This window comes from Haladaptatus pallidirubidus (assembly GCF_020700235.1).
Lineage (GTDB): Archaea > Halobacteriota > Halobacteria > Halobacteriales > Haladaptataceae > Haladaptatus > Haladaptatus pallidirubidus.
In genome coordinates this window covers 231522-251153 of the sequence record NZ_CP085304.1, presented here as the reverse complement: position 1 = coordinate 251153, position 19632 = coordinate 231522, and the positions used below count along the sequence as shown (strand labels likewise).

The 19632-nt window shown below is 51.1% G+C and carries 20 protein-coding genes and 2 pseudogenes; 9 read left to right on the top strand and 13 right to left on the bottom strand.

Annotation, left to right across the window (positions count from 1 at the left end):
- Nucleotides 1-29: 29 nt before the first annotated feature.
- A pseudogene (locus LIX15_RS26725) lies at nucleotides 30-454 on the top strand (CopG family ribbon-helix-helix protein).
- Here LIX15_RS26725 and LIX15_RS33475 read toward each other — a convergent pair.
- The gene (locus tag LIX15_RS33475) at nucleotides 358-708 is read right to left on the bottom strand and encodes an AraC family ligand binding domain-containing protein (RefSeq protein WP_227778102.1); all 351 of its coding nucleotides are present in this window, start codon (nucleotides 706-708) and stop codon (nucleotides 358-360) included. The pseudogene LIX15_RS26725 and the gene LIX15_RS33475 sit on opposite strands and share 97 nt — an antisense overlap.
- Before the next feature lie 184 nt (nucleotides 709-892).
- On the opposite strand from LIX15_RS33475, the gene LIX15_RS26715 reads away from it, so the two are divergent.
- Both LIX15_RS26715 and LIX15_RS26710 read left to right on the top strand, forming a co-directional pair.
- The gene (locus tag LIX15_RS26715; RefSeq protein ID WP_227777919.1) at nucleotides 893-2227 is read left to right on the top strand and encodes a M28 family peptidase; all 1335 of its coding nucleotides are present in this window, start codon (nucleotides 893-895) and stop codon (nucleotides 2225-2227) included.
- Between the two features lie 46 nt (nucleotides 2228-2273).
- Nucleotides 2274-2501, top strand: a complete 228-nt coding sequence (locus LIX15_RS26710) for a hypothetical protein (protein ID WP_227778104.1) — start codon at nucleotides 2274-2276, stop codon at nucleotides 2499-2501.
- A 19-nt stretch (nucleotides 2502-2520) separates the two neighbouring features.
- Here LIX15_RS26710 and LIX15_RS26705 read toward each other — a convergent pair whose 3' ends face one another.
- From LIX15_RS26705 to LIX15_RS26675, 7 genes are all read right to left on the bottom strand, one after another.
- Nucleotides 2521-3006 carry a hypothetical protein gene (locus LIX15_RS26705; RefSeq protein ID WP_227777918.1) on the bottom strand — a complete coding sequence of 162 codons (486 nt, stop codon included), beginning with the start codon at nucleotides 3004-3006 and terminating at the stop codon, nucleotides 2521-2523.
- Complete coding sequence (locus tag LIX15_RS26700) at nucleotides 3003-4037, bottom strand: ABC transporter ATP-binding protein (RefSeq protein WP_227777917.1); 1035 nt, start codon at nucleotides 4035-4037, stop codon at nucleotides 3003-3005. Before LIX15_RS26700 ends, LIX15_RS26705 begins: the two co-directional genes overlap by 4 nt.
- The gene (locus LIX15_RS26695; RefSeq protein ID WP_227777916.1) at nucleotides 4034-5098 is read right to left on the bottom strand and encodes an ABC transporter ATP-binding protein; all 1065 of its coding nucleotides are present in this window, start codon (nucleotides 5096-5098) and stop codon (nucleotides 4034-4036) included. The genes LIX15_RS26700 and LIX15_RS26695 overlap by 4 nt, the downstream gene beginning before the upstream one ends.
- The gene (gene nikC, locus LIX15_RS26690; protein WP_227777915.1) at nucleotides 5095-6018 is read right to left on the bottom strand and encodes a nickel transporter permease; all 924 of its coding nucleotides are present in this window, start codon (nucleotides 6016-6018) and stop codon (nucleotides 5095-5097) included. The genes LIX15_RS26695 and nikC overlap by 4 nt, the downstream gene beginning before the upstream one ends.
- A 1-nt stretch (nucleotide 6019) precedes the next feature.
- Nucleotides 6020-6967 (bottom strand): nickel ABC transporter permease, encoded by a 948-nt coding sequence (gene nikB / locus LIX15_RS26685; RefSeq protein ID WP_227777914.1) that lies wholly within the window; start codon nucleotides 6965-6967, stop codon nucleotides 6020-6022.
- A gap of 17 nt (nucleotides 6968-6984) precedes the next feature.
- Nucleotides 6985-8580 (bottom strand): ABC transporter substrate-binding protein, encoded by a 1596-nt coding sequence (locus LIX15_RS26680; protein WP_227777913.1) that lies wholly within the window; start codon nucleotides 8578-8580, stop codon nucleotides 6985-6987.
- Nucleotides 8581-9375: 795 nt separating this feature from the next.
- Nucleotides 9376-9660 carry a hypothetical protein gene (locus tag LIX15_RS26675; RefSeq protein ID WP_227777912.1) on the bottom strand — a complete coding sequence of 95 codons (285 nt, stop codon included), beginning with the start codon at nucleotides 9658-9660 and terminating at the stop codon, nucleotides 9376-9378.
- A gap of 582 nt (nucleotides 9661-10242) precedes the next feature.
- On the opposite strand from LIX15_RS26675, the gene LIX15_RS33470 reads away from it, so the two are divergent.
- On the top strand, nucleotides 10243-10323 hold the full coding sequence (locus LIX15_RS33470) for a plastocyanin/azurin family copper-binding protein (protein ID WP_227778101.1): 81 nt from the start codon (nucleotides 10243-10245) through the stop codon (nucleotides 10321-10323).
- A gap of 30 nt (nucleotides 10324-10353) precedes the next feature.
- Here the strand turns inward: LIX15_RS33470 and LIX15_RS26665 are convergent, their stop codons facing one another.
- The 3 genes and pseudogenes from LIX15_RS26665 to ddfA all read right to left on the bottom strand — a co-directional run bounded on the left by LIX15_RS26665 (nucleotide 10354) and on the right by ddfA (nucleotide 11932).
- A complete protein-coding gene (locus LIX15_RS26665) occupies nucleotides 10354-10965 on the bottom strand; it encodes a hypothetical protein (RefSeq protein ID WP_227777911.1) in 612 nt (203 codons plus the stop codon).
- Between the two features lie 105 nt (nucleotides 10966-11070).
- Nucleotides 11071-11247: pseudogene (locus tag LIX15_RS33850) on the bottom strand (DUF7835 family putative zinc beta-ribbon protein); the annotation flags it as partial.
- Between the two features lie 355 nt (nucleotides 11248-11602).
- The gene (gene ddfA / locus LIX15_RS26660) at nucleotides 11603-11932 is read right to left on the bottom strand and encodes a DdfA family disk-determining factor (RefSeq protein WP_227777910.1); all 330 of its coding nucleotides are present in this window, start codon (nucleotides 11930-11932) and stop codon (nucleotides 11603-11605) included.
- Nucleotides 11933-12614: 682 nt separating this feature from the next.
- On the opposite strand from ddfA, the gene LIX15_RS26655 reads away from it, so the two are divergent.
- The 4 genes from LIX15_RS26655 (at nucleotide 12615) to LIX15_RS26640 (ending at nucleotide 15019) form a co-directional block, all read left to right on the top strand.
- Nucleotides 12615-13664 carry an LEA/WHy family protein gene (locus tag LIX15_RS26655; RefSeq protein ID WP_227777909.1) on the top strand — a complete coding sequence of 350 codons (1050 nt, stop codon included), beginning with the start codon at nucleotides 12615-12617 and terminating at the stop codon, nucleotides 13662-13664.
- Between the two features lie 429 nt (nucleotides 13665-14093).
- Nucleotides 14094-14219, top strand: coding sequence for a hypothetical protein (locus LIX15_RS26650; RefSeq protein WP_265338453.1), 126 nt, complete (start codon nucleotides 14094-14096; stop codon nucleotides 14217-14219).
- 72 nt (nucleotides 14220-14291) lie between these two features.
- On the top strand, nucleotides 14292-14630 hold the full coding sequence (locus LIX15_RS26645) for a site-2 protease family protein (protein ID WP_227777908.1): 339 nt from the start codon (nucleotides 14292-14294) through the stop codon (nucleotides 14628-14630).
- 11 nt (nucleotides 14631-14641) lie between these two features.
- Nucleotides 14642-15019 carry a CBS domain-containing protein gene (locus LIX15_RS26640; protein ID WP_227777907.1) on the top strand — a complete coding sequence of 126 codons (378 nt, stop codon included), beginning with the start codon at nucleotides 14642-14644 and terminating at the stop codon, nucleotides 15017-15019.
- Nucleotides 15020-15340: 321 nt separating this feature from the next.
- Here the strand turns inward: LIX15_RS26640 and LIX15_RS26635 are convergent, their stop codons facing one another.
- Nucleotides 15341-15547, bottom strand: a complete 207-nt coding sequence (locus LIX15_RS26635; RefSeq protein ID WP_227777906.1) for a hypothetical protein — start codon at nucleotides 15545-15547, stop codon at nucleotides 15341-15343.
- A 50-nt stretch (nucleotides 15548-15597) separates the two neighbouring features.
- The gene (locus LIX15_RS26630; protein ID WP_227777905.1) at nucleotides 15598-17913 is read right to left on the bottom strand and encodes a S8 family serine peptidase; all 2316 of its coding nucleotides are present in this window, start codon (nucleotides 17911-17913) and stop codon (nucleotides 15598-15600) included.
- 272 nt (nucleotides 17914-18185) lie between these two features.
- On the opposite strand from LIX15_RS26630, the gene LIX15_RS26625 reads away from it, so the two are divergent.
- Nucleotides 18186-19454 (top strand): DUF7504 family protein, encoded by a 1269-nt coding sequence (locus LIX15_RS26625; RefSeq protein ID WP_227777904.1) that lies wholly within the window; start codon nucleotides 18186-18188, stop codon nucleotides 19452-19454.
- The last annotated feature ends 178 nt before the right edge of the window (nucleotides 19455-19632 follow it).

Here is a 19632-nt window from a genome sequence, read left to right as displayed (position 1 = left end):
TATGACCAAAACCCCGTAACCTCTATACAATGCGAACGAGTCTCAGCATACCTGACGACGTTCTTGATGAGTTCGACGAAACATGGCAAGCCGAAGGGCTGGCTCACGATCCCGTGCGGTTCGAGAGGCTATGCAAGAGTATATCGAAGGGCACGCTTGCCTCGAAGAAGCACAAGGCGATATCGTCGCCGCCGTCATTTTCGACTATGAACATCACGACGTCATCGAAGAACTCCACACGATCCAACACGCCTACCAGGACGTGATCAATACGACGTCCCATGTCCATCAAGGCGAGTGGTGTCTCGAAACGGTGTTCTGTACCGGTGAAGCTGCGCGCATCCGCCAACTCGTCTATCAGATACGTGATTTCGACGCGGTTGGCCGAGTGAAACTCATGTTGCTACAGCGATTCAGAAATCGTTCGGCGACTGATCTGTTCGCTGGCCCTTGAGATGAAGGTGAACGCGCCGCCTTCGAACGGTACCTCGTCCCGGTTGGGACGCCAGGGTTGAACCAGAACATGTCACTGGCGGTCATGTGCCTGCGCTCACCACGATCACAGAGCACCCATTCGCCGCGCAGGATCATGATGATTGACTCCGTCTCGTGTGTGTTCGTCCGTGTAGAGGCCCGCTGGAATCTCGATGAAGTGGCTCTACATGTCCTCGCCTTGAAGGAGTAAGCCGACCTGTCCCTTGAGCGTATCCACCGCTGACATTCTCAACGATATCGACGCCATCGGCCAAGGTCTCGTAATCCGGAAGCGGCATAAATTCGTCCATATGATGATCACTGATATGATTTGTCAAACAGGACATACAGATTATTAATACCGAACCAGAGGTTACGTAATAACAAGAACAAAGCCAAGTGGTTGGTATGGTCTGATATGGCAGACTGGATTAGAAAAACATTTCGGAGTGATACTGGCTGGAATCACCTCGAAACACTTGTCGATATCGAGAACCGAATGGCCGGCAGCGACGGCGAACGCGAGGGTGCGGAACGCACTTGCGAGAACCTCGCCGAAGTCGGTGCACGAAACGCCCATCTGGAGGCGTTCGACCTACAAGGGTGGCTTCGTGGCACGAGTTCGCTTATCCATCAGGGCTCAGGTGAATCGTTCGACTGTATTACCCTTCCCCGGAGCCCAAGTGAAGCAGTAATCGCGGAGTTCGTTGACCTGGGCTACGGGGTTGAAGAGGACTTTGCGGACGCCAATATTAAGGGGAAGGTCGTTATGGTCGCATCGAATGCACCGCCCTACTACGACCGATTTCCACATCGGACGGAGAAATACTACCATGCGGTCGAGAACGGTGCCGTCGGATTCATCTTCCAAAATCATGTTGAGGGCTGTCTTCCTCCGACGGGAAGTGTCGGTCGGCCAAGTACACCAATTGGAGACATTCCCGCACTCGGTGTCAGTAAGGAAGTCGGGACGCAGTTGGCACGAGTTGCACAAGGCGAAGACATCGAACTATTAGTCAATGCCGAGATCTACGATGGGACGAGCCAGAACGTCCATGCTGAGATCGGCCCAGAAACTGATATGGCCGTGCTCATTACGAGTCACGTTGATGCACACGATATCTCCGAGGGAGCCGCGGACAATGGTGCGGGAACCGCGATGCTTGTCGAGATCGCGAATGCCTTGGCAGAGCGAGAAAGCGACTTAGAGACGCGTGTGGAGTTCATCGCGTTTGGTGCCGAGGAAGGTGGACTCTGCGGATCCGAATATCACGATAGCGTGACCGATACGGAGGATATCAAGGTGATCGTCAATTGTGATGGGGTGGTCGGCGGGCGGACGCTCCAGTTTTTCACGCATACCTTCGATGAACTCGAATCCGCGGTGGAGCGCGTCGCTGGTCGGTTCGATCACCCCGTCAGGATCATTCACGGAGAAGGCTGGCGTGGCGACCAGTGGCCTCTTGTTCGCTGGGGCGTCCCGGGCTACTTCGTATCGGGTTACCGTGACACCGAAGGACGGGGATGGGGTCACACTTACGCAGATACCCTTGATAAGCTCGAGAGTCGGAACCTCCGTGAGCAGGCGATCCTGCTCACGGAACTCGCTGTCGATCTCGCCCGAAGCGACGTGGACATTGAACACCGGACTCCCGAAGAGGTCGCGGCCTCGTTCGAGCAGGAGGGTCGGGCCGAGGGTATTAAACACGTTGGGGAGTGGCCTTACGAATTCGAATATTCCCCGTTTACTTGATACTCCGTTCGTCTGTGATAACCCTCATTCACACAATCATGGCTCGATGGAGGAGGCATCCGACCGAGGGCTTCTCGGAATCGTCGAAGTTGTGTTCATGCTCGGATTCACATACGAAGAAAAGTTTGTGATCATTGCACTTTGTACAGGTTCGAACTACAGTTTGGTTGACCCGATTCAGATCATGGGCTATGGATTTCTTCAAGAATCCACGTCCACTAGAATGGATCCGGTGAAAGATGGGGATGAGGCCGACTGTATCGTCAAAAATTGAACGTCGTGAAATCTACCGTTTATGGATCGCTTGGATCGTCGATCCAATTGTAACACCGGAATATCTCCTTCTCGGAGGTGAGCATTTGGATCGGAATGAATCCTCGTCGGCCTCGCGCACCCACCTTTTGCTTTGTGGGATCGTCGGCCACAAACATTGCTTTGGCGTTGAGTCGAAATGTGATCTCGAGATCTCCTCGAAAGTCATCGTCGGGACTAAACTGCATCTCCACATCCTTCGGGGAGACACCGAATCGAACGTGACCACCAGGGGACTCGACGGCGATGTCATGGCTAGTTAGTCCGCCGCTGATGTCGTCCAGCCACTGAATCATTTCCTCACGTGAGATTGATCGACTGAGGTCGAACTCCCCTCGATCCCCGACATCGCCCTCTTCGAACGTGAACTCGGGATACAGAAGATCTTCCGACGGGAGGACGTGGTCGTCCTCTTCGTCGATCTCGAGGTCTTCCGACACCACTTCGTCAGCATCTTCGTTACTCATCGGTCACTATACTCCTCGGCGAACTTTTGTGCGAATAGGCATTTCGACTGTGCATTATCGACCTGCTCGAAGTTAGGTACCGTCGTACCGCATTCGTCCTCGGCGACGGGGCACCGTGTATGGAACACGCATCCGCTCGGTGGGTGGACAGGGCTCGGAACGTCTCCTTCGAGGATGATCCGACCATCAGTTGTTCCTGTTTCGAGGCTCGGGATTGCCGAGAGAAGCGTGTACGTGTATGGGTGTGTGGGCTGTTCGAATAGCTGTTCAGCGGGGGCAATCTCCATTAGATTTCCTAGATACATCACTGCGACTCGGTCAGCGATGTGTTCGATGACGTTGAGGTCGTGGGCGATAAACAGATACGTTAGTCCCATCTCCTCCTGTAATTTCATCAGTAGGTTGAGAATCTTCGCCTGGACGGATGCGTCGAGTGCCGAGACGGGTTCGTCGAGAACGAGCACGCGTGGATCCAGGGCGACCGCGCGAGCGATGGCGACACGTTGAGCCTGCCCGCCCGAGAGTTCGTGTGGGTACCTGTCAGCGTGCGTGTCCGAGAGGTTCACGAGGTCGAGCAGTTCGTCGACCCTTTCCTCTCGGCGTTGCTTGTTCCACTCCTGCGAGTGTAGCGGTTCAGCGATCGAACGTCTGATCGTTAGGCGGGGGTCGAGGCTTGCCTTCGGATCCTGGAAGACCATTCCGATCTCCGAGAGGATATCTGCTGGTCGAGCTTTGACGCTCTCGATGGGTTTGTCTTCGAACAGAACCTGCCCGCTCGTCGGCGCGTACAAACCGGTGACGAGGTTCGCGACCGTCGATTTCCCGCTTCCGCTCTCGCCAACTAATGCCAGGGTTTCGCCCTCGGCAATGCTGAATGAAACATCGGAGACTGCCTCAACGTATTCATCGTTGCCCAGGAAATTGTCTAGAAACGAGTCGTTGAGCGAAAAGTGTTTCACTAGGTTTCGTACTTCGATGACGGCCCGCTCACTCGATGAAGTACGTGTCTCACTTTGGTTTATATTACTCATTGACGGTCTCCCACCGTTTCCGGGTTCGAATCTGGAACTTTGTGGAGATGGCAGCATGTCGCATCGTGATCTTCCTCGACATCAATGGATGGAATCTGACCATTACGACACTCCTCGCTTGCGTACGAGCAGCGAGAGGCGAACGGACAGCCCCCAACGTCACCAATCATATCCGGAACCTGCCCCTCTATGACGTTCAGCGGTTCCTTACGAGAGGTATTTTGGGGCATACATTCGAGCAGTGACCGGGTATACGGGTGAGATGGATTAGTGAGCACTTGTTCTGTGTGACCTGTCTCCATTACCTCACCGCCGTACATGACGATGACACGGTCACAGAGCTCCGCGACGACGCCAAGGTCGTGTGTAATCATCAGGACGGCCATTCCGAGTTCCTCGTTTAGGGTGCGAATGCGATCGAGTATTTGCGCTTGGATCGTCACGTCGAGTGCTGTCGTCGGCTCGTCCGCGATCAATAGATCCGGTTCGCGAGCAAGAGCGATTGCCAGCATCGCGCGCTGGCGCATACCACCCGAGAACTCGTGGGGGTACGCGTCGAGTCGCTGTTCTGGGTGAGGGATGCCGACCTGTGCCATTAGGTCGACAGCTCGCTCTTCCATCGACTTCCATCCCTTTCGACTGCTGAATATTGGTATTTTTAGGTAGTCGAGCAACCGCTGGTTATCAGACGATTGGTGAACCTTCATCGATTCAACTATTTGTTCACTCACCTTGTAAACGGGGTTGAGCGTTGTCATTGGGTCCTGGAATACCATTGCCATTCCATCACCTCTCACTTGCCTGATCGTCCGATCGTTGGCGGTTGTCATCTCTGTGTCGCGGAAGCGAATCGATCCACTAGTGATCTCCCCCGGATCTTCTAGTCGAACAAGCGAGAGTGCAGTCACCGATTTTCCGCTTCCGCTCTCACCGACAATACCAACGATTTCGCCATCATTGACCGTGAATGACATACCATTGACTGCGTGAACCGACCCTTCGATCGTATTGAATCGCGTATTCAGGTTCTCAACTTCGAGGAGTGGCTTATCACTGCTCATAGGCTCTTCCCCTCCACGTCACCGAGGTCGCGGGGATCAAGCACGTCACGAAGGCCATCACCCAGCAAGTTGAATCCCAAGACCGTTATCATGATAACGAGTCCGGGAAAGTTCACGACCCACCAAGCGGTTTGAATATGGTTCCGACCCTGTGAGAGCATCGCGCCCCACTCGGGTGTCGGCGGTTGTGCGCCAAGCCCGAGGAATGAGAGACCAGCGGTTCCAAGGATGACGTAGGCCATGTCCATCGTTGCGAGAACAACGACTGGTGTAATGACGTTCGGAAGAACGTGACGCCAGATAATCCGTGGTTTTGAGACGTCCATCAAACGGGCAGCCTTGATGAACTCCTTTTCTTTGATCGAGAGGACGCTCCCACGGATGATGCGTGCATACTGAGTCCATCCAACGACGGCAAGAGCGATCATAATGTTGGTGAGACTCGGACCAAGAATCCCGGCGATGACGAGTGCAAGTAAGATTCCAGGAAAAGCAAGAAGGATATCTACAAATCGCATTAATGCTTCATCAACCCATCCACCGGCATACCCTGCAACAACCCCTACAAACGTTCCAATCATGAGCGTAATTGCCACAACAACAAGCGCCACCCGCAATGAGATCTGGGCACCGTAGAGTAGACGGGAGAACATATCTCGACCGAGTTGATCAGTTCCCATTATGTGCTCTGACGACGGCGAATCAAGCCGGTTTAGGAGGTCTTGTTCGTTCGGCTCGTAGGGAGCAATCCATGGAGCTAACAGTGCTGATGAGACAACGAGCAGTACGAGTGCTAATCCGATTAGATTGAGTCGATTCGATTTGAACTGGCGAAGTTTCCGAGACTGAACGATTGCCTGATACTGTGAATGTGCTCGTTCGAAGGGCGTCGGTTCTTTAAGATCGGATTCTAAACTCATCTCATGCATCACCTCCTTCGAACGAAATCCGGGGGTCAATGTATCGGTAGGTAATATCGACGAAGAAATTCGTCAAGACAAAGATAACTGCGATGAGCAATACCAATCCCTGGACGACTGGATAGTTGCGGGCAAAAATCGCGTTGATTAGGAGGTCACCTAATCCTGGTCGCTGGAAGACAATCTCAACGATTACGGCGCCGTTAAGAAGATATCCAAACTGTAATCCAATGATGGTTACGACGGGAATGAGTGCGTTCCGCAACGCATGTTTGTAGACGACAATCCGTTCACGCAGTCCTTTCGAGCGTGCTGTCCGGACGTAGTCCTCATCGAGTACCTCCAACATCGATGAGCGAACGAGGCGTGTAATAATGGCTGCCATCCCTGTCCCAAGGGTCACTGCCGGCAGGACGAGGTGTTTGATGCCACCAACGCCGTATGTGGGGAGTAGATCAAGGTTCAATGCAAAAACGATGATGAGGAGATAGCCAAGCCAGAAATTTGGCATTGAGACCCCGAGAAGTGCAGTCAACTGACTCACATAGTCTGGGAACTGACCTTTATGAACTGCACTGATGACCCCCGCAGGTAGTGAGATGACTAACGCTACGAGGAGCCCAGCTACTGCGAGTTCGAATGTTGCTGGGAGTCGATCAGCAATGAGTGATGTTACTGAGGTCTCCTCGTAGTATGATTCACGAAGGTCGCCGTGAAGGACGTCCCACATCCAATTTGCGTACTGAATTGGGATCGGATCATTGAGCCCATGTTCCTCGCGAAAATCCATTACCGCCGCATCGGACGGTGGCCGGCCACCAGCCTGCTGTCGAAGGATTGTTCGTGCTGGATCGCCCGGAGTGAAAAACATGAGTCCATACGTCAGTATGGACACGCCTACAAGTACGAGGAGGACGGTCGCGGATCGTCGAATGAGGAAATTGAGCATTGGAATATTAGAGGTGATTAGTTTCCGTGTTTAAGTCCAGACCACTGAACCATCTCTGGGATGGGCCGTAAATCAAGACTTTCAACGTCGTTGTACGTCCCAACGATATACTCTCCATAGTACAGTGGGATGACTGCCGCTTGACTCATTACGATCTGCAGAGCTTCCTCATAGTGTCGTCCTTTCTTCTGCTTGTTGGCAGTCTGGAACCCTTTCTCGATAAGGTTGTCAACCTTCTTTCCGGGGTTGTAAAGCCCAGTACCCTCTTTTTCCTTGAGACGCTCGTTCATATCGCCCTCTGAATGGAACGATTCGTAGATGAGGTAGTCTGCAGCGCCGCTGTTTGTACCGGATTCGTTAAGTTCAATGTGAGCCTTGCCGTTCCGGACGGCATCGTCAAATGCCGATTCTTCCATAATTTGGATCTCGATGGAGACACCGATCTGATCGAACTGTTGTTGAAGGACTTGGGCGATCAAATTCCCGTCGACCATGTCCTTGCCCACCAACATCTTCAGCTTCTGGCCGCTGTACTTTGACTCCTTGACCAAGCTCTTGGCTTTGTCCATATTAGGGCCATAATTCGGGAGTTTATCATGTGCTGACCAATAGATACTCTTTGCAATCGGTCCCTTTGCTGGAACTCCAACACCGTTGAGAACCTCATCAACGATGAGCTTCTGTGGAACAGCGTAATTGAGCGCCTTCCGGAGTTTCACGTCATCGGTTGGTGATTTATACATATTGAGTCGGGCAGCGCCAGCACCTGGTGAGAGTTGCGTGATCGCGTTTGTTTTCTCCGAATTCTTCAGGTTTTTAAGCTGGCTTTTTGGCGGTTCGTACGCAATGTCCACCTCGTGGTCTTTTAAGGCTAGTGCGCGTGTGTTCGGATCTGAAATCACTTGGAATGTAAGCGATGAAAGGCCCACATCACCGTTCCAGTAGTCATCGAATGCTTTCGTCTCAACGAACTGCTTGTTCTTCCTATTGGTCACTTGGAATGGACCAGTTCCGATGACCTCATTCTTTTTCCGATCACGACTTGGATGCTGAATCGCGATCATGTTATGTGCGATTGTCCCCGGGAACGAGGGGAATGGATCTGTTGTAGTAAACTCGACCGTGTGTTCATCAAGAACCTTTACACTATTTTTCGGTTCAAGGTGAACCCATCCTGGCGCCCACGACCACTCGTTGAGGATGGCCTCGAACGAGAACTTGACAGCCTCTGCCGTGAGTAGTTCACCGTTGTGGAACGTCACATCGTCGCGGAGCGTGAATTCCCACGTTTTCTCGCCGGTCGCTTCCCATTCCGTGGCGAGCCATGGCTTGAGTTTCATGTCGTCCGTCACCCAAATCAGCGGCTCTAGAATATTGGTATAGTACGGCGTCACTCCGCCGTAGACTTTCCACGTTCCGTCAGTCGGATCAGTCGCGAGTGCAACCGTCGTTGAGCCTTTGTGGCTTCCTTGACCCGAAGAACCATCGTTAGAGTTTGATTGCTGTGACTGTTCATTGTTCCCGTTACCACCTGTACAACCAGCGAGCCCTATGACACCAGTTGCACCTAAAATCCGTAACCAGTCTCGACGGGTTTTGGGATGTTTTGACATACCTTCCCATCCCTCTATTCTGTAATTAGAAATAGTTTGCCCTCAGTAAGCCAAGACGGCATATAAATGATATGGCTGCACCTCCTTCCTTTATGCTGCAATTGGTTTAGATATGGCCGAATATCTGGTTTGAAATCTTTGATTCGAAATTCAAAAAAGTTAGGATCATGTTCTCTTCTGTGTCGTTCTTTCATATATTTAGTTCTACCCTAATATAAATATAATTTTCTATTTATTATATATAAATTAAAATTATTTATTTAAATAATAATTATATATTAATTATGTCCGATAGATTATTCTCCGGCAGCTCTTAGTGCATTCGCTGAGAACCTCTTTAACACCTGTTTTAAGTACTCGTGAAAAGCAGACGCATCGAGCAAGTGAACCAACGAACATAGGTGTTGACAGCACTTCGCCGTGACTATGTAGATGTCTGATTCCAGCGACCTGTTTCCTTTTTTAGGTACGCCGAGAGGGAGAGTAAATCTGACTCATCTATTCCGAACGCATCGACCTGGTTATGCTCGGTAACATTGGTCATCTCGAGGGCCCGTGCCTGGTTGATCCCAAAGGGTATCTGTGGGATAGGATCAACTGCGTACAACCCTATCCGAGTAAGGTGATCCGGCACTGAGAAAATTTTGACTGGCGTCCCTTCCGCTTGATAGAGCATCCGCGTCACTTCCCTAAACGTGATGAGCCGACTTTCCGCTCTCTAACCTCATAAGCGGTAGTAAAATGACCCGTAACCCCAAATCGATTCGTGACTAGTCAGTGGCGAATTGTCGATCCTTATCTCCTCTCTGCTCGGTGCTTCTCGTGAATTCGAGATGCATGGTATACTGTAGTGGTGACTGTGTACAGACCAAAGAGAATGGCACTCACACCGACTATTGCAAACACGCAGGGAACCAGCCACTCGGGGTGTGAAACTGTCCGGCCAAGAGCTGTGAATGGGTATGACCAGATATACTCGCCGAAACTTGCCATATTTCTCCAATTAATGTTCTGTATGACCAAAATTCCTAGTAAAGTGATGATGGCACCGAAGTAGAGTGAGTGGTGGTCTTCAGTCATGAGTAAAATACGGGCCACCACTATTAAACTGTAGCTTCAATAAACGCTCCATATTGTTCCCCAGTCACGTACAGCTAGTCAGTTCGTCGTGTAGAGTGAGTAAACTGCTGGAATACTAGATCCTATCTCATCGCCAAATCTCGATAATCTTCTAAGTGGCAATGGTGGGGTGTGTAGTCGACTACGAATCTATGCACAAATGCTTCCCATCGCCGAACTCAGTGGCGACTATCTGAAGTCGTTAGGTACTTCCTCAATTTGCTCGACGTGAGAATAGAACCCTATTTCTTCTACCTGTCTCTTTCATCGGGAATTATCCCCCCGCCCCCCAGACCTCCAGAAAACAGGGAATAGATCCCATTATTCAACTTGCATCGCTCCGGGAGTACTGCATGCAGAAGCAGTTCAAAAGAGTGTGATCAGCTCGGGAGAATCTCATCTATTCGTCTACCAATTCCGTCAATGTTTTCTTATATAATTTCCAGAATGGGAGAAAAAGAACAAGACCGGTCATAATAAGGACGAGAAGGAACGCACCACCACCAGCATCGAATGTGAAGGCAACCACGGTCGCAAGGTCGACTGTATACCCCCGGAACATACGAATATTATTGCCAACCGCACAAGAGTGCTGGAATGGAGGGGATGTTGATCGTCGAGTAACCCGCCATCACTACCTCTTTCTTACTCATATCATTGAGTTTTCTCGGTACTTACGTCATCGACTCGGAGCGTGAATCCCCACGTGAACGTCTCATCATACCCGTTTTCGTCGCTGATGTTGTACTGGTCCTCAAATATGTACTCCCCGGTCGGAATACACCCGCCAACAGTGGGATCGTCAACAACAATCAGTTCCTCGTTTGATGATTCGTCTGGTTCGAGGGTTTCTGTCCCGGAGTACTCATTTGACCAACGTAGATTTTTCTGTGATTTGCCGTCTGACCCGATGCAGTCAGGCGCGGAATCGGCTGGCGGACTATCAGGGGCGCGGAGAGAATACAGGAGGATGCCTGAATCACTCGCCCGTGAGCTTGCACCTTTGTAGTAGGCTGGCTCGAATTCTCTTGTTGCTTCGCCTGTATTCTTCGCTGTCGCTTTCAGATGAGCAGTTTGTGTTTTGGTGATTTCCGCCTGAACGGCTTCGATAGTTAAGTCAACAGGGTAGTGTTCTGGAATCGCGTCGGTCTGTTGTACGGAAACTCGCTTTCGGAATGGTAAGTTACCTGATGATGTGCTCCCAAGGCAGCCAGTAGAGACTGAGAAGAGTGATAGGAAGCTAAGGAGTGTGGTTCGGCGTTTCATGAACAGAACTGTCTCTATTAGACAATAAGCTTCGTGTACAGTGAAATATCTCTTTTACACTTCTGCACAAAATCACAAGCAGAAGTGGGTAGTGCTGAGCAATGATCATGCGCTGTTCATTCGTTGGTTTGTTGTTGCTCCACACTGTTGGCATTCTGTGATGTGATACGGTTCCCGCGACAACGCAGCGTTTTCACTTCCTTCATTTTCGGTTCGAATTTCAATTTTGACCGAGTGAGATGTCTCTTGCAGGCAGTGCTGACACAGTTCAGTGGTATCTGTGAATGAGTCTGCTTTAACTCCCCTTTTAGCTAGGACAGGTACTCATGAGGGTTAGTATTGTATACTAGCCATAGTGTATTCACTTCTAACCAGGCTGACGATCATCCTGGAGGAGACACGAGACAAACGACGATGCGAAACCAATAGAGTGCAATTGTGACGGGTTGAATGACTTCCCGTGCTGGGAGTACATGCAAATGGGAAAGGAACTGCCGGATTAACCTCGATCTCTAGTTGAATACCGTGGATACCCGCTACTGAAACTCACCAATCAGCGAACACTATGGTGTCTACAGGGGGAGCAACCGAAGAGTGGGCCTTTTACTCTTTTGTATTATGATTATCACAAATGTATTTAACTGTCCGTTGTTGATTCGGCGTACTCAAGAGTAATCGTCCCACCGCTGTCGACCGTGACGTGATACGAGTCATAGGTGAACTCAACCTGGCCGTTGGTTTCACGTGGCGTACCATCCATTCGTGGCTTGAACAGTGCATCAAGAGCGTCTGGGTCGATACAATCCGCCAAAAGTACCAACTCGGCAGGATCTGTGTCATTGAGTGTTGCAACAGCCGTGATGAGTTCTTCACTGACGCTGTCTGCGATGGGATCAAACGCCAGAGAATGGGTGGTAGTGGTTACCTGCTCCCTATTCTCGGTATCCAGCGGAGTGTTATTACTCATGGTAAAATACGATCGGATAGTTTGTAGTATGGTACTTAAACAGAACACCGGCTATATTTGGTGTTGTCAAGTCAATACTGTCTGATCAATCGAAACCTCCCGCGCAAAACAGTCCGCCAAATTCAGAATGCAATAAATCGCTCACAGAGTACCACGGTGACATTTTCGGACGCACCCCACACTAACCATGCGGACAAACGGGGCGCACCGCAGAGCCAACCTAATTCGCTTTCGACTTTTTTACCCCATGCCACGCCAACCAACGCTGGCCGATGGGGCCGCCCAGCGACCGCTGACCGAGTGCGCGGCTGGTTCAAGCGAACGTTGACGGAAAGCGCAGATGCTGCGACCGACGATACCCTTAAAACACCGACGACCCCACTTGATCAAGCACAACGAGCTAGATATCATCACATTGCACTTCTCGGACTTGTAAACTGAATCGGTTGACGGACAGATCTCGAAGTGTGGGCAACGACAAGATGCAAAAACTAGCGAGCCAATTATTGAATAACAGTAAAGTGTGTCATAACAGGTATTATATAATATTTTATTCGGTTAAAATTATATATACAAAATAATCTTGAAAATGGCCAGTGGAATCATATTCTCCGAATTTCATCGTCCCTCTATTAGCAGATAATCGTCTCTGCTAATGTAATTCAAAAAATATAGATTGTACATGAAGCGAAGTAAAACTCTCATTGTTAGTTGTATTGTGGTGGTACTTGTCCTTGCTGGAAGTGGTTTTCTCGCGATCAATAGTGGGCAAATTCCTAAACCCTCCGCTGGCATTCAGGATTTCGGTGATTGGGGTACTGTCACCGACCAACACACAGAGATCATCACGACGTTCTGGACAAATAATCCCTATCCAATCGATCTCACGACTGGGAAAATCCTTCACCTACGCTATTCACTTTCTCTCAACGGAGTCACTATTGCCGAAGGTACTCGAGACAGAGTTGACCTCCCACGTGGGAATACGACGCAGACTCAATCCACATATCTTCAGAATAGCCGACTGAAAGAGTGGTGGGTGAATTTCTTGAGAGCAAATGAAACAGTTCATGCGACTGCCAACGGTCGCGCTCGCATTATTACACCGGTCAAAACCTGGACGTACCAAACGTCTACCACCCATACGCAGTTTGAAAATCAGACGCCAATTCTTGATTCCTTCTCACAAGCCGCCCAGCGAACTGAAGGAAAATACGTACGCACCCAGCGTCTCAACATTGGCCCCATTCGTCGAAATGTAACTGTCGGAGCAGAGGTGCAGGATGCACAAGCGAGGTGGGGGCGCGTAAATCAGAATCAAACGACTTTGTTACTTCGATTCCGAATCCACAATCCGAGTAAAACAATACCCATTATTGTTGAGCCAACTGGGCTCAGGATGCGTGCTGATGTCAATGGTGTCAGAATGTTTCATTCAGGACGTGGCGTAATTTCTGCAAACAATACTAAACAAACACTGCTTTTGCCAGGAGAAACCCGTGAGGTCATCATCCCAGTTACAATGGACAATGACAAGGTCGACGAGTGGTTTCGATCACACGCTCAAAACGGAGAACGGTCTACAATTGCGGTGCATCTGCAGCTTGTTCTTGATCCGCTTGGAATTGGCACACCAATTCGTGTACCTAGTGGAAACGGTATCACCTATCGGTGTCACATGCAAACCGCAATTTTCGAAGATAACCAAACTGCAGCAACAACATGTGGATAAAATTAGTGACCTATTCAATTCACAGATATCTTCTTGAGAAGTACATTTAACACCATCAGTGGGATGAGTAACAGGTAGGTACTATTTTGCTGCACAATGCCTTGAGAGTTAGATCCGACAATCAAACAATAAGGTCAAAAATAAACCATAAGTTCGGTTGGCGATAACTCTCTTGTATACGCCCCCTCCAGACACACGTAACTCATGCGCAATTATACGCTGACAACTGTTTAGGGCATTCCAATCCGGATCAATATCTCGTTATTAGTATTCCTTCTCGTATTAGCGTGGCTCATTGGGAGTAGTGAACAGATCGGGGTATACGCAGAGATTATTAATGGATTCTCGTCTGGAGCACTTGATGTACCATCGTTACGAGCTGGACTCGCGCCCTGGACTATCGGTATTACCACCGCAATTGGATTATTCGTGAGTGTCACGCTCCACGAACTCGGTCATGTCTGGGTCGCCCGCCACTACCAATTGCAGGTGGAATCAATCACTCTCTGGATTCTCGGAGGGCTTGCAAATCTCACGACGATCCAACGAGAGTGACAGAAAGAATTCTGGATTGCAATTGTCGGTCCGATAACAAGTATCCTTGTTGCTGTAGGGTGCTATCTACTTGTGCAGGTTCTTCCGCCATCTCTCCCAATCACAAATTTTGTCATCGGATGGCTTGCAGTCACAAATGTCTCGCTTGCTTTCTTTAATTTGTTTCCCGCGTTCCCCATGGACGGTGGTCGCATCCTTCGAGCCCTTCTCGCACGTTCACGACCATATACTGCTGCAACCCGAACAGCAGCCCGCGTCGGAACTGTATTTGCCCTGCTCTTCGCCATACTAGGTGTCCTATCATTCAGTCCGATAATGATCGTACTCGCACTGTTTATTTATGCTGTAACATCAGAATCTCGCATCATGGCGCTTTCTGACTTACTGGAAGGAGTGACGGTCGCAATCTAATTTCTCGGAATATGCCAACCGTTTCAGTTGACGCAACCGTCACTGATTTCGTCGATCAAATGCTCCATGATCGACAAACAAACCATCCTGTGGTTGATACCACTGGCAATATCGTCGGGATCGTCACACTGCATTCAATTCGTCAGTCACACCGTCGCAACCCTGAATTAACGACGATTGGAGAAATCATGATCCGAGACGTTCCACAGATTTCTGTTACCGAAGATGCATTCACAGCACTAACTCTTTTGGGTGAGAAAAAAGCCGAGGTTGCGCTTGTTGAGGATCAAGGAGCAATCATCGGTATAATCACTCAGGCGGATTTAACGATGTTACTCAAAGTACGACAGACTGAATCCGGTGGCGTAACACCGCGTGTCGCAATGTAGTGATTGTCCTTATCCATAAGTAAGGGAGAGTATTGTTGCAGCAGTTACCGGTAGCTCTGAGACACCGACAGCTCTTCCCTACGCCTTAGAACACTGCGAGTGATTCACTTCGCCAAAGTGGTGGCTTATTTGCGAGGACTGTGACGGTCGGATTGCCCAGTATCGACGCTCGAAAACCGTCCGCAATCCAGAACAGTACTGCTGTAGTGAATGATTGCATGATCGATGGAATCGACCGAAAGTGTCCTGTCTGTCACTACGTCTTTCAGCGTAATTCGTAAATCAGGGAATCTATTCGCTCGTTCTCTGAAATCCACCAAATCACAACCTGCGGACTCGGTTTCCCCTACTCCAAGTTCGCTCTCCGTTGACGTCGTAGGTAGGGTATTCGCGGATTCGCGTCGGCTTCGCGACGGTTGTCACGTCGGCATCGAGGCAGGTACCGCTTGTGTCGCTCACGGCGCTAGCGGCGTCGGCCGTCAGCGCTGACACCCCGGCCACGCCGACCGTTCCGGTCGTCTTCAGCACTCCCCGCCGCGTCGTGCGAATATCTTCGGTTATGGTTGTCTCCCGTTGGATTAGCTGCCCTCTCCGACTACAGTGTTCGTCTCCGTCTCAGTGATGGTGAGGAACGCCCCCGCACCATCAGCGGGCGAAGCTTCCGCCGGGCCGAATTCGTACTCGCCGGACGCGTCAGCACCGCTCGGAGCTTCGATGAAATACGAAAGCGTGTCACTATCGCTCGCCTCCACGGTGAATTCGACGTAGCGGTGACCGTCGTCCGTATAGACGACGTGATCGTCGCCGCCGACAACCTCCCAATTCCATGGGATCTCGTCGCGGACCGTTGCGGCCTCGGTCGCCTCGTCTAGCGTTAGCTCGACCTGATTCGTCTGGCCTGCCGTGAACGCCGACCCGTCGTCTACACGGGTTCCCTGCGCGTGGAAAATTGATTCGGTCACTTCCCCGTCCACTGCGAGGTTCACCTCGTTGAATGTCGCGAGGTTGCCGGATTCGGCACGCTCGACGGCTGTCGTCGCATCGGCGAACCCCGCTCCGATGTTCCACGTGTTATGGCCCGTCCGCGCATCGGTCGCAGTCGCTTCGACGAGTTTCACTACGTCGAGCGGGTCGGGGAACTCGCCGTGATTCTGGTAGTAGGCGTCGTAGACGAGCGTCGAAATGCCACAGAGTACGGGGCTGGCCATCGAGGTACCCGAGAGGCGACCATACCATACCTCCGTTCCCTGTTTCTCAGGATGTTCAGTGATGGTCGGGTACGTCTGGTAAGCGTCGTTCTCCGACAGCGTGCTCATCACGTAATCGCCGGGTGTCCCCACCGACGGCCGATAGATGCCGTACGGGCCGCTCGGCTGTTTTGCGAGCGCCTTCCGGGCGGTCAACGTCGCCGTGTACGTAGCGGTGACGTTGGTGTATGGCTTGATTTCGAGGAAGTACATCGTCCCGCCGTCGACCTGTCCAGATAACTTCTCGGGATTCTGTAGGCTCGCACCACTAGCGACGACCGGACCGTCTTTCGCCCCTTCGTGGAGATAGACATCGATGTCCTCCCCCTGCGGTGTCCACGAAACTGTTCCCTCAATGTAGCCTGCATCCGCCGGAACCGTCCACTTCTCGTAGGCGCTCTCACCTGCCGAGATTCCAGTGGTCGAGTCCTCTGCGCCCGGCCCGACCGTTCCCTCACGGCTGATGTTCCCAACTTTTGGCTGGTCGTCGTAATCGCTCGCGTAGAAATCAGAGAGGTTCCGGTAAGCTGTCGCGCGGTCCCAATGGGAACCCTCCCCCTGCCCCGAGTAGTCGGGCGAGCGACCTCGTGAGGAGAAGTTAGTTACGTTCATGTCGTCATCGGTCGCGGCCGCAGCGAGAAGGTGGGGCCCGGCGGCGTAGTTTGAGAAGGTGTTCGTGTCAGGACCGCTATTCCCGGCGGCGAAAACCGGCAGGATGCCGAGTTCGGCCGCCCTCCACGTTGCCGTCTCCAGCGCCCCGTTCGGGTTGTAGTCGCCGCCGATGTTTGCACCAAAGGAATTGTTGACCAGCTGCACGTCGTGTTTCCCGGCACGCTGCTTGTCGAGCATGTCGTCGTACGCGCCGACGACGTTCAACAGGGCGGCAGCAGCATCGGTCGAATAGACCGACACGTCGGCATCGGGAGCCATCCCTCTGTATCGACCGTCACTGGCGCTCCCATTGCCCGCGATGGATCCCGTGACGTGGGTTCCATGGCCCCCGCTGGCGGTGTCGGCAGATCCGACGTCCATCCACATCGACTCGGCGTCGAGCGGGTCAACGAACCGGTAGTGGCCCTGTAGATTCTCCTTGAGGTCTGGATGATCACCATCTACGCCGGAGTCAATGACGACGACGTGAACCGATTCGCCGGTGTAATAATACTCGTCTTGGATCGTATCGACACCGGTTACGTCTCGAGCGTCGTCGTTGAGCAACTCTATCCCGTGATTAGCTTCGACGTATCGAACGTCGCTCCAACCGGCGACCGTTGCTATTTGATCACCCGTCAGGAGTGTGTAGCCGATCGGTAGCACATTGAACTTGTAATATCCCTTCTCGAGGTCGAGGTGCCGAAGGTGGTCTACGGCGGCATTGGATTCGAACACCACCAAGGCTTGTTGAAGACTGCCCGACGTATCGAGCATGGAATCGATTGTCAGTGTCTCGGCTGCTGTCACAGGAGTGGTTGCACCAAGGAGACCGGCCGCGCCGACCGCGCCGGTCGTCTTCAACAGACTCCGACGGGTGATATCGAGTCCCAATGTCGCACGGTCAGTGGTCGAGCCGTACTGCGTATTTTCCCCCGTCCTCTGCTGGGTGTCCTCGTCTGATAGATAGTTTATCTCGCTCTTTTGTTCCTGCATAACACTATTCAGGAAAGCTTCGATAAAAAAATAAGGGTCCAATACGATAGGAAAATGAGCAATTTTCACCCACCACGTTCTGATACTTGGGTGACGGAGTACCTGAGAAGTGAGACCAACTACTGATGCAAGCGTCACTAAGGATCGCAAATGCAGTATGGAAATCCCAAGTCTATTAAAGGTAATACTTACTCAGGTACCACAAAGAGTCAAGATACCACAGCTCACACCAACAAGCTTTCAATTGTGCAACGCGATAGACCTATACTACTATGACCAGCGAGCAGCACACGATACACGAAATCTTCCAGCCAAAGCATTGTCAACACTTCAGTTCGACCGAAGGGACCACCGATACCCTCGGTATTCGGCTTAGTGAAGCTATGGGAACTGTGCTGGATACCGATCCACGCACACTTGACCCACTCTATAATGTAATCAATCCCGAGGCTCTCAACGAACTATTCACTCTGAATTCTTCTCACCAATCCTCAACTGAAATTATCTTCTCGTGGTATGATCATGCCATCCGAATTCAGCAACCAGGCAAAATTCACATTACAAACGAACCACTCGTTCCAGAGCTTGACGCAGACCTTCCATTGGCGACTGAGTTCGTTGGCGCTCCATTCGGATCAACAGATGCGATCTCATACGAGTATGCACCAACCGATGATCTCGGGACAGAGGTTGTCCTCGCTGTTGCTAATGCGAGTGGGATTGATACTCAGGAGGTAACAGAACGACTCGCCGATCGGATCAACACAGATGCGCTCAACGAGCTCTTCCAGCCTTTGGCTGACGGTACTCCGCGAACAGATGGTTATGTCTCGTTCGGATTTGAGGGGTACTTCGTCACCGTTTCAGGAGATGGAGTGATTACAATCCGGTCTGAACTTGCACAACTCAAAGAGCAGGGTGGGAACATTTTGGTCGTCGGGGACGTTCCTAGTGATGTTTTCAACGCTGAACGTGCCTATCTCATGAACGATCCTGATTCGATCCGCCATGATTTAGTTGCTTTACTCGATCGCACTCCGACCGCCTTTCAACGCCAAGCGACACCAGTTCGGCCAGGGCCGAGCAACATTGAGATCTTTGATTATCAAACAGCAGTACGATCAACAGCTGCGCCAACAAGCAGTCCACAAGAAAAAGTCCAAATTACACCGATCAGTGGAACTCTGACCGATCTTCAAAACACCCTCATTCAATCAGTAGCAATGCAGGATGATCTCATAAGAGATAATCGATCTACTGATATACAGGTCTACGTCGACTCACTACAGCCAGTGATAGAAGCGACATCGATCGACATAGGGTCGTTTTTAACTCCCATCTGTCGTGCTATTCGCGGTGTTGAGGGACTTGGCTACTACACCCTTCCGCATGATCGGGGCTCGCTTGCAGTACATGAAATTGAATCCACATTCGACGCAGTAATTGAGCTTCGTGTAAGTGAACGCGGTCCCAAGCAACGATGGATTCTTCCACAAACAGGATATACGACAGAGTGGTTCGCAATAATCGAGCGTAGGTAGCGAAACGAAGTGTAATTTCACCATTTGATAGTTGCTATCGTCTTCCTGTGCTCCAAATGTGATTGCTGCCGGACGTAGTGATTTGTTTTAGGATATCTCTATGAATTCGTCATCGATATTTTCGATCATGTATCGGCGAAAACTAGTAAAATAGGCTCTTTGTTAGAAGAATGATGTC